This window comes from Methylosinus sp., assembly GCF_036560965.1.
Lineage (GTDB): Bacteria > Pseudomonadota > Alphaproteobacteria > Rhizobiales > Beijerinckiaceae > Methylosinus.
Window position 1 is genome coordinate 1 of sequence record NZ_DATBQF010000060.1, and the last position, 9242, is coordinate 9242.

6 protein-coding genes and 1 pseudogene are annotated in these 9242 nt (G+C 62.2%); 4 read left to right on the plus strand and 3 right to left on the minus strand.

The window, feature by feature from the left end; all coding sequences use genetic code 11:
- Window positions 1–665 precede the first annotated feature (665 nt).
- Together VIF40_RS16085 and VIF40_RS16090 are read right to left on the minus strand one after the other, a co-directional pair.
- Window positions 666–2063, minus strand: a complete 1398-nt coding sequence (locus VIF40_RS16085) for a HAMP domain-containing sensor histidine kinase (RefSeq protein ID WP_331938527.1) — start codon at window positions 2061–2063, stop codon at window positions 666–668.
- The gene (locus tag VIF40_RS16090; RefSeq protein ID WP_331938528.1) at window positions 2057–2737 is read right to left on the minus strand and encodes a response regulator transcription factor; all 681 of its coding nucleotides are present in this window, start codon (window positions 2735–2737) and stop codon (window positions 2057–2059) included. The genes VIF40_RS16085 and VIF40_RS16090 overlap by 7 nt, the downstream gene beginning before the upstream one ends.
- A 717-nt stretch (window positions 2738–3454) precedes the next feature.
- Between VIF40_RS16090 and VIF40_RS16095 the strand changes: the two genes are divergently transcribed.
- The 3 genes and pseudogenes from VIF40_RS16095 (at window position 3455) to VIF40_RS16105 (ending at window position 8165) form a co-directional block, all read left to right on the plus strand.
- Complete coding sequence (locus tag VIF40_RS16095; RefSeq protein ID WP_331938529.1) at window positions 3455–5719, plus strand: TonB-dependent siderophore receptor; 2265 nt, start codon at window positions 3455–3457, stop codon at window positions 5717–5719.
- An 82-nt stretch (window positions 5720–5801) separates the two neighbouring features.
- Complete coding sequence (locus VIF40_RS16100) at window positions 5802–6998, plus strand: PepSY-associated TM helix domain-containing protein (protein WP_331938530.1); 1197 nt, start codon at window positions 5802–5804, stop codon at window positions 6996–6998.
- A gap of 188 nt (window positions 6999–7186) precedes the next feature.
- Window positions 7187–8165: pseudogene (locus tag VIF40_RS16105) on the plus strand (IS1595 family transposase).
- On the opposite strand, the gene VIF40_RS16110 reads toward VIF40_RS16105, so the two are convergent.
- Window positions 8162–8587 carry a hypothetical protein gene (locus VIF40_RS16110; RefSeq protein ID WP_331938531.1) on the minus strand — a complete coding sequence of 142 codons (426 nt, stop codon included), beginning with the start codon at window positions 8585–8587 and terminating at the stop codon, window positions 8162–8164. The pseudogene VIF40_RS16105 and the gene VIF40_RS16110 sit on opposite strands and share 4 nt — an antisense overlap.
- A gap of 116 nt (window positions 8588–8703) precedes the next feature.
- Between VIF40_RS16110 and VIF40_RS16115 the strand changes: the two genes are divergently transcribed.
- The gene (locus VIF40_RS16115) at window positions 8704–8922 is read left to right on the plus strand and encodes a hypothetical protein (protein WP_331938532.1); all 219 of its coding nucleotides are present in this window, start codon (window positions 8704–8706) and stop codon (window positions 8920–8922) included.
- Window positions 8923–9242 lie beyond the last annotated feature (320 nt).

The window sequence follows — 9242 nt, forward strand, 5'->3', positions numbered from 1 at the left end:
GCAGCCGCGCGAAAACATTCGCGGCGCCTCGGTCGGACATGCGCATGACCTTGCCGATGCTGAGAGATCGCGCGGCGGCGGACAGGAGGAAATGCCGAGCCATGGCGCCTTCGCCAGAGAGAACATAATAAGAACACTCTCAGCGAGCTCGCGACCGATGTCAAGCGACGGTGGGGGTTGCTACATAAGACCGCTTATTCCTTTAGGGTTGGTGGGGATTCGTTGTGGAAGCACGCGGCGGTTCGTGATTTTGCTTTCGACCAGGGCAAGAGCCGCCGGGAGGAGGCGCGTGTGTTTGGCCTGAGCTGTCTGGCCGATCTCGCGGTTGTCGATTTGGACGGCTTCTAACTGGCAAGGTAAGCATTCGCTGTCGCGCAACAGTCTCGCGCGCGCCGTATTCATCCATCGGCTCGGCGAAATCCGTGACTGCACATACGAAAGCCAACAGCATCGCGCGTCGGTCAATCTCACCGGCGATTATGTTTGGGCCGCCGAACAGGAGGTGTCGGAAAACAACGACGGAATAAGTCCGCTGCGCGCTCGTGACAGGGTTGGCCTTCACCAGGAGCAATCGACGCATCGGTGGCCGAGTGCCTCGCTCACGCGCTTTGCACCAGAGCCCGCTTCAACAGAATGCTAGGCGCTATTCACGCTCGGCGGTCGAATCAGCGCGCATGCGTCGGCCCATCGATCGTGGGACTGATTTGCGGAAAGCGCAATTTGAAGGTTGCTCCGCCGCCGTGCGTATCTTCCACCCATATTCGACCGCCCTGTCGATCCATCAGCTCTCTCGCGATTGCAAGACCGAGCCCAGTGCCCGGCGTCTGTTCGCTCTTGCGCCAGAATGGCTCGAAGACTTTGTCTTTGTCCTCCGCGGATATTCCCGCGCCGTGGTCGGCAATCTCGACGATGGCGTTTTCGTCGATACGAACCTGGACGGCGCCGCCGAGAGGTTCCGCACACAACGCATTATCGAGCAAATTCGCGATCACACATTCGATCGCGCGCTCGTTCCCGCGCACCAGAACAACTTTGTCGCCGCTATCCAATTCGATCCCTCTGCCTCCGATCGCGATGAGCGGCATATAGTCGGCGACGATCCTCCACACCGTTTCGACGAGGTCGACTTCCTGATCGACCGCCGCCTGATTTTCGGCGATGCGCGAAGCGATGAGCATTTGCTCGACGATGGATTGCAGATGGCTGACGTCGCGCAACAGATCCGTCTCGAATGTCGACTCCCTTGCGCTCTCGACGCGCGCGCGCATGATCGTGAGCGGCGTGCGCAGCTCGTGAGCCGCATTGGCGGTGAAGCGGCGCATGCGCGTCGTGCTGGCGTCGAGCCGACGCAAGGCGCCGTTGATCGAGTCGATCAAGGGCTTCACCTCGTTCGGGACATTCTCCGCCATGATCGCCTGACCGAGCGAATCGAGATCGATCCGCGCGGCCTTATCGGCAACGGCCTTCAGCGGCATCAAGCCGCGGCGAACGGAAGCCCAAGCGGCCGCCGCCGAGGCCGACACCATGCCGAGGAAGAATGTCGCGGGCCGGATCAGCTCGTCCTCGAGATAATAAACGAGGCTGCTCCACCGGAATTCATAGCCATAGACGACGATATACATCAGTCCGAACCTGGTCTTCCGCTTCTCCTTTATGCCGCGCAGGAAGGAGCGCGCGCCGTCGGCGACGCTGAATTCCATATAGCGCGTCGCGAGCGTCCCGCTTTCGTTCAGCGCCTTCACCAGCGCCGGCGACGAGCCGGGCAGATGACGGCCTTCCGGCGTCAGGACCGCATATTCGAAGGTCGGCGTCGCGCGCCGCAGCGCCAGCAAGGCCGGCGATGGCGCGATCACGATCGCGCCGGTCGCATCCTCGACGAGCGACTCCATCACGACGTCGCGCGCCTCGACATAGGCGAAATCCTGGAGCTCGAAATCGAAGACGAAGGCGGCGCCGATGGCGATGAGGACCTGCACCAATATCCATGTCGCCAGAAAGGCGAGCATTTGCGACAGCAGCAGCGAGACGACCAGCCTGTCGGTGAGCGAACGAAACTTCAGCACGTTCGACGCTTGGTGATGACATAGCCGACGCCGCGCGCGGAATGGATATCGACTCCGGCGTCGGCGTCGTCGAGCCGGCTGCGCAGGCGCGAGACCAGGATCGTGAGCGCATGCGGCTGAATCTCGTCGTCGATGCCGTAGATTTCCGACATCAGCTTCTGACGCTTCACGACGCGGCCCGAACGACGCATCAAGGCTTCGAGCAGGCATAATTCGCGTCGATGGAGCATCAGCGGTCGATCCCCGACGGCGACGCTCTGGGTCGAAAAATCGAAGGAGAGGGCGCCGACGACCACGGGCGGCGTTTCATCGCCCTCGCGGCGCCGCAGATTGGCGCGAATGCGCGCCATCAGCTCATCGAGATTGAACGGCTTGGTGAGATAATCGTCCGCGCCGGCGTCGAGACCTTCGATGCGCTGGTCGACCGCGTCGAGGGCGGTCAACATCAGCACGCGACTCGCCGGCTGACGCTTGCGGATGTGCGGCACCAGCGACAGGCCGTCGCCGTCCGGCAGCCGGCGATCGAGAAGAGTGACGGAATAGGGATAATCGTCCAATGCCCGCTCGGCGTCCCGGATCGAGGCGACGCGGTCGACGATGAATCCAGCGTGCTTCATCTGCTTGGCGATCTGCCCCGCGAGCTCCTCGTGATCCTCGACCAATAGAATTCGCATCGGCGCCGCTCCTCGCCGTGTCGGTGATTTGGCTTCCGCGGCCGACCGATCGGCGTCCGCGCTCCGACTATTCCGTCCGCTTACGATATGCGCAAGGCCGAGCTGTGGCAAAGCCGCCACAGGGCGCGGAAAATCGTGCGCTGCTCCATCAGGAAACATTCAGGAGACCGTCCCCATGCCAGCAAGAGGATGTGCGGCGGGGATATCATGGGCCATGACAAAAGAGCGGGCACATCGCGGATCGAGGGCGCAGGCGACGCTGGCGATAACGGCCATGTTGCTGTTTTTGCTGCACTCACTCTCCTCTGCTGTCGCCGCCTCCCGCCTCGGAACGGGCGAACCCGGTCATCGCGCCGGCGCCTCGGCCTCGCTCACGAAGGATCTCTGCGCGGCGCGAGGCGAGCCTCGCGGCCCGGCCGAGCGCCACGAGCTTCACGCCAAATGCTGCGCCATTTGTTGTCAGAGCCGGGACCAGGACGAGCTTCGTCTCATGGCTCCGTCGCGCGCCGATCATCGGAGCGTGCGGGCGCCCGTTTCCCCGGCGCGGATCGCGCATCTGGTGCGAGGGCCGCCCGAGGACAGCGCCCCGGGTCGACTCTCGCGGGCGCCGCGCGCGCCTCCTTTCGTCTCCTGACCCGGCCGAGACGGCCGGCGGGCTCTCGCAATCACCCCGATCTGGTTCGCGCGTGATCGCAGCATCACGCCAGGAGACGATATATGCCGCACGCGAATTATCTCCGCAGCGCCTCTTGTGCCGCGCTCGTCCTCGCTTCTCTCGCCGCGCGAGCGCAGGAAGCGCTTCCGACCATCGACATCGGCTCCGCGCCGCCTTCGGCGGCTGCAACGGCCTCCGGCAATCGCGAGCAGAAAACTGCGGCCAATGGATATGTCGTCCCCGATGCGACGACAGCCACGAGGACCGATGTCCCCATCCGGGAAACGCCGGCCGCCATCATCATCGTCCCCGAGCAGGCGATGCGAGACCAGCAGCTGACGCAGCTGAAGGATGCGCTGGAAAACGTGTCCGGCGTGCGCTCCAACAACAATGAGCTCGAGGGCTATAATTTCAAGATCAGAGGCTTTCAGAGCCTCGTCCTTTTCCGCAACGGTCTGGCGCTGGGCGATGCGAGCGCCTCGTCCTTCGACACCGCCAATATCGAGCGCATCGAGGTGCTGAAAGGCCCGGCCTCGGTTCTCTATGGCCGTATGGAGCCGGGCGGGCTCGTCAATTTCGTCACGAAGAAGCCCCTCGATCGCGAGCAATATCGCATCGAGCAGCAGGTCGGCTCCTACGACCATTACCGGACGCAATGGGATCTGACCGCGCCGATCGAAGAGGTTCCGGGCCTCGCCTATCGTTTCTCCGGCGCCTACCAGAATAATCGCTCCTTCCGCGCGTTTCAGCGCGGCGAAAGATTGCTCGTCGCTCCCGTCGTCACCTATCGGCCATCCGCATGGACGGAGTTCACGCTCGACACGCAATTCATGGAGAGCAGAGCGCAGAGCGACGCCGGCTCGCCCGTTTCCGGGCCCGCCTCAAAGCTCCCCTTCGCCATCCCGCTCGAGCGCTCGTTTCAGGAGCCCAACGACCCGCGCGACCGCGCCGGCAATTATCATATCAGCTATATGTTCCGGCAGAATCTGAACGAAGATTGGAAGTTCACCAATAATTTTCTCTACAGCGAAAGCTGGCTGAGCAAGCTCAACATCATCAATGCGGGAGTGGAGTCAAACAATCTGATTTACGACCGCATCACCAATGCTCAGGATCTGCATGCGAGGGTCGTTTCGACCAACCTCAATGTCGAGGGAAAATTTCACGCGCTGAACGCGAAGCACGATGTCCTGTTCGGCCTCGACTATCTCAACAGCTATTATGATTATTTTCTCGGCGTGGGAGACGTCTATCCGATCAGCCTCTACGCTCCGGCCTATGGCGGAGTTCCGCAGGCCGCGTTCTGGAACGCGCGGAACGGGACGACCTTGAAGCAGCATACATCCCAGCTGACTCGCCAGAAGGGCCTCTATGTCCAGGAACAGGCGACATGGTTCGATCGCTTGCATCTGCTCCTCGGCGCGCGATACGACATTGCGAGCGTCGTCGGAGGCGATTGCACCAGCCTCGGTTACCTCGGCGATTTCAGCGCGACCAAGGATTGCGCCATCTCGGCTCGGCTCGGCGCGCGCGAGCGCATCGATCGCGGATGGACGCCGCGCGCTGGCCTCGTGCTCGATCTCACGCCAGAAGTGAGCGCCTACGCCAGCTATTCCCGGTCTTTCGGCGCCAATAATGGTTTGACCGCCAATGGCGAGCCTTTGCCGGCGCAGCGGGCGTTGCAGTGGGAGGCCGGACTGAAGGCGTCGCCCCTCCCCGGCCTCACGGCGACGCTCGCCTTCTTCCAGATCACGAAGTCGAATGTGCCGATCCAGGACGTTACCGCGCCCGGCGCGATGAGGCTCGGCGGGGCTCAGCGCAGCCGCGGCATAGAACTCGACGTGCTCGGACGCGTCACCGACCGTGCGAGCCTCGTCGCCAATTACGCCTATATCGACGCGAAGGTGATTTCGGACAATCTGAAAGACCCGCTCGATCCATACAATTTCAACGGCGCGAGCGGGCAATACGGCAATCACCTCGACAATGTCCCTCGCCATTCCGGCAAGATCTTCGCGACCTACGACTTCGGCGACAACGGCCTCGGCTGGCGCGCCGGCGCCGGCGTGACTGCCTCGACGGCGGCCTGGGGCGATATTTGGAACACGATCCGCCAACCGGGTTGGGCGAGGGTCGACGCGATGGCGAGTTATTCGACGCTGCTCGAAGGCCACAAGCTCACGGCGCAGCTCAACCTCCGCAACCTCAACAATGTTCGCTACTACGAAGGCGCCGATAATTTCTTCCAGCCCGGCCCGACGCCCCCGCCGCCGCTCATTCCGGCCAAGCCTTTCACCGCCGTCGGCACGATCAGCGTGGAGTTTTGAGTTCGCGCGCGGGGCGGCGCGCCGCCCCGCTCCGATTCGTCACGAAGCGTTCGATCATTTCTCGTCCAAGAAGGCCCGAGCGATGCGCTCCTATCTTGTCCGGCTACATCGATGGGCGGGCCTTGGGATGGCGGGTTTCCTGGTGATCGTCGGTCTGACAGGCAGCGTGCTCGCGTTTCAGTCGGAGATCAATCATTGGCTGACGCCGGAACTCTATCCCGAGCCGCGTCCCGGAACCCTTCTCGACCCCGCGGCGCTGGCGCGGCGCGCGGAAGCCCTGGTTCCGCAAGGGCGCGCCAAGACGGTCTATATCGGCTATCCCGGCACAGCGGTGATCGGCATGGAGGCGCGTCCCGGCGGGGCGGCGCTCGATCTCGATACGCTTTTTCTCGATCCTATCGACGGGCGCGAATTGGGCCGACTGAAATCGGGCGGCCTTCCGACGACGACGCGTGCGATCATGCCTTTCATCTATGATCTGCATATGGCGCTCGCGATCGGCAAGACGGGGGCGTGGAGTCTCGGATTTGTCGCGCTCGTTTGGACAGTCGATTGCTTCATCGCCTTCTACCTCACCCTTCCGGCGGGGGGCTTCGGACGCGACCGATTTGCGACGCGCTGGCGATCCGCCTGGACCATCAGGCGGCGCGCTTCCATCTTTCGATGGAACTTCGATCTTCATCGCGCGGGCGGGCTGTGGTTGTGGATTCCGCTCCTCGTTTTCGCTTGGTCGAGCGTCAGCTTCAAGTTGCCGGCATTGTATAGGAACACGACGCAGCTGCTCTTCGATTATCAGTCGCCCGCCTGGGCGCTGCCGCCGCCACAGCGTCGTCAAGACGATGAGGCTCCGCTCTCTTGGGAGGACGCGCAGGCGATCGGACGCCGGCTGATGGCCGAACAATCACGACTTCACGGATTCACGATCGAGCGTCCGCTCGCGCTCTACGTGCTTCCCGATGACGGATACGCGGAATATCGCGTGCGTTCTTCGCGCGACATCGGCATGAGCTACGGCCAGACGTCGGTCTTTTTCGACCCCTACACGGGCGCTTTGCAGAGCACGTTCCTGCCGACAGGGCATAGAGCCGGAAATACGATCACGACGTGGCTGGTCGAGCTCCATATGGCGAATCTGTTCGGCCTACCGTACCGCATTTTTGTTTGTGCGTTCGGGCTCCTCATCGTCGTGCTGACTGCAACAGGCATCTTCATTTGGTGGAAGAAACGAGCTGCGCATTCCGAGACTCGATCTCGCATGGCGCGTAACAGATCTCGCTGACAGAACGACGAGGTGCCAACGCCAGAAATGTCTCGTCGTGTCCGAGTTGTCGCGGAGAGCATGCAATATCGTGCGGAATGTCAACGGCGGAGAGATTTCCGCGGTCTTATGTAGCAACCGCCACCACGCTTGACAGGGGTCGAGATCTCGCCGAGAGTTCATGGTATGTTCTCTCTGGCGAAGGCGCCATGGCTCAGCATTTCCTCCTGTCCGCCGCCGCGCGATCTCTCAGCATCGGCAAGGACATGCGCATGTCCGACCGAGGCGCCGCGAATGTTTTCGCGCGGCTGCGCTGGCCTGCGACCGATGGCAAGCCCGTATGTCCGGACTGCGGCTGCACGGCCTGCTATGACTGTCGGCGCGGCGCGCATCTGCTGGCGATGCCAGGGCTGCGGCGGCGACTTTTCGGTGACCTCGGGCACGCTGTTCGCGTGGCATAAGCTGCCGCTGAAAACCTATCTCTTGTCGATCGTCTTGTTCTGCAACGAGGTGAAGGGCAAGAGCATGCTCGCCCTGTCCCGAGATCTGGGCGTTCAATATAGGACCGCCTTCGTGCTGGCGCACAAGCTGCGCGAAGCCATGGCGGCGAGCTTGCGGGCCTTGACCATCGGCGGCGAGGGAAAAGTCGCCGAAATCGACGGCGCCTATTTCGGCGGTCATGTCCGCCCGCAGAATCTGGCGGCCGACCGGGTCGATCCCCGCCTCGTCGAGAACCAATCGGGGAAACGCAAAGTCGTCGTCGTGGTGCGAGAACGCGACGGGCGCACTCTGCCGTCGGTGTTCGATTCCGAGGACGCGGCAACCTCTTTCATCCGCAGTCAGGTCGCCAAGGGAACCGTGGTTCATGCCGACGAGAGCCCGGCCTGGAATGCGCTGCACGCCAAATTCTCGATGAAACGGATCAATCATCAGCAGGGATACAGCATCGACGACGCCTGTACCAATGGCGCCGAGTCGTTCTTTTCACGGCTGCGCCGCGGCGAGCTCGGGCATCATCACCATATCGCCGGAATCTATTTCGTCCGATACGCTCAGGAAGCGGCGTGGCGTGAAGATCACCGCCGCATCGGCAATGGCGACCAAGCGGAAGGCGTCATCGGATTGGCGATGGGCCTTGGACCATCGATCGATTTTTGCGGTTATTGGCAGCGGGCGAAGGCCGGCTAGATCACGCGCCACACCGCGACCCCGGCCGCCTCGCTGCGTTCGATCGTATCCCTCGCCCGGTTCAACGAGCAGAGCACGGTCTTGTGAATCAAGTCGCGTGCGCGAACGTCGTCGTCCGGCAGACTCTTCGCCTTCATCACTCCCGCGACGATCTCGCGCGTCGTCATCGGCTCCGTCGCTTCACGCAGGACGTCATGGATGCGCCGACGGCATTCGCCAGGGCGAAACCAGCTGTTGTGCGCGCGCGGCTCCGTCGATCGGGCCGCCTCGTCTTCGATGCTTGGGTCGAACAGTAGTATCGTCGCGTCGATATGCCCGAGATCGGCGCGCCGTCGATCGACTTGACGCTCCAGCTGCGCGATGGCGTCGACGAGCTCCGATCTCTTGTCTCGCAGCGTCGAGATGATTTCCGTCGCGCTCATGGCGGCTTCCGTCGTCGAAAAATGATGAGCCGCGAGCATAGCGGCTCATCATCCGCGCCAGTAGAGGAAGCCGGTGGCGGCTGCTACATAATACCGCAAATGTGTGATGGTTGGGCATGTATGAATTGCCGATGTGTTTCGACGTCGATCGGCGTTTTAAACGGCTGAAATTTGCGCTCCGCGGGGGACAAAGCCGGGTGCTTGTTCAAGCCAAATTCCGCACGGTGGGCAAAGAGCGGACTTCCGATTTTTTGAATGCGCGGCGAACCGCTCGAGCGGAGTATCGCGAACAGTTCGAAAGAGGTGTCGAGACTGGTCATGAGACGCCTGCCTGATGATGATGGCGAGGCTCGACCGGAGCATCGAAATCGCGTCGTGGGCTGATTGGAATAACTCCACTCGGATTCAGCCAGGGATGGCTGCCATAATAATGGCCCTTGATGTGACCGAAATCGACGGTCGGGCGGATCGCCGGGTGCTGGTAGAGCGCCCGCGTGTAGCGCCAGAGAGAGGGATAATACCAACTCTCTGAGAGGCCGACTCACGTGTGGGATTCCCGAATCGGCTGAAATTTGATTCGACCAGGCGAACACATGGAGGTTCGCCATGGCGGCGGCGATTGGGCTTCGAGGCGATTATGACGCGCGCTCCTTGC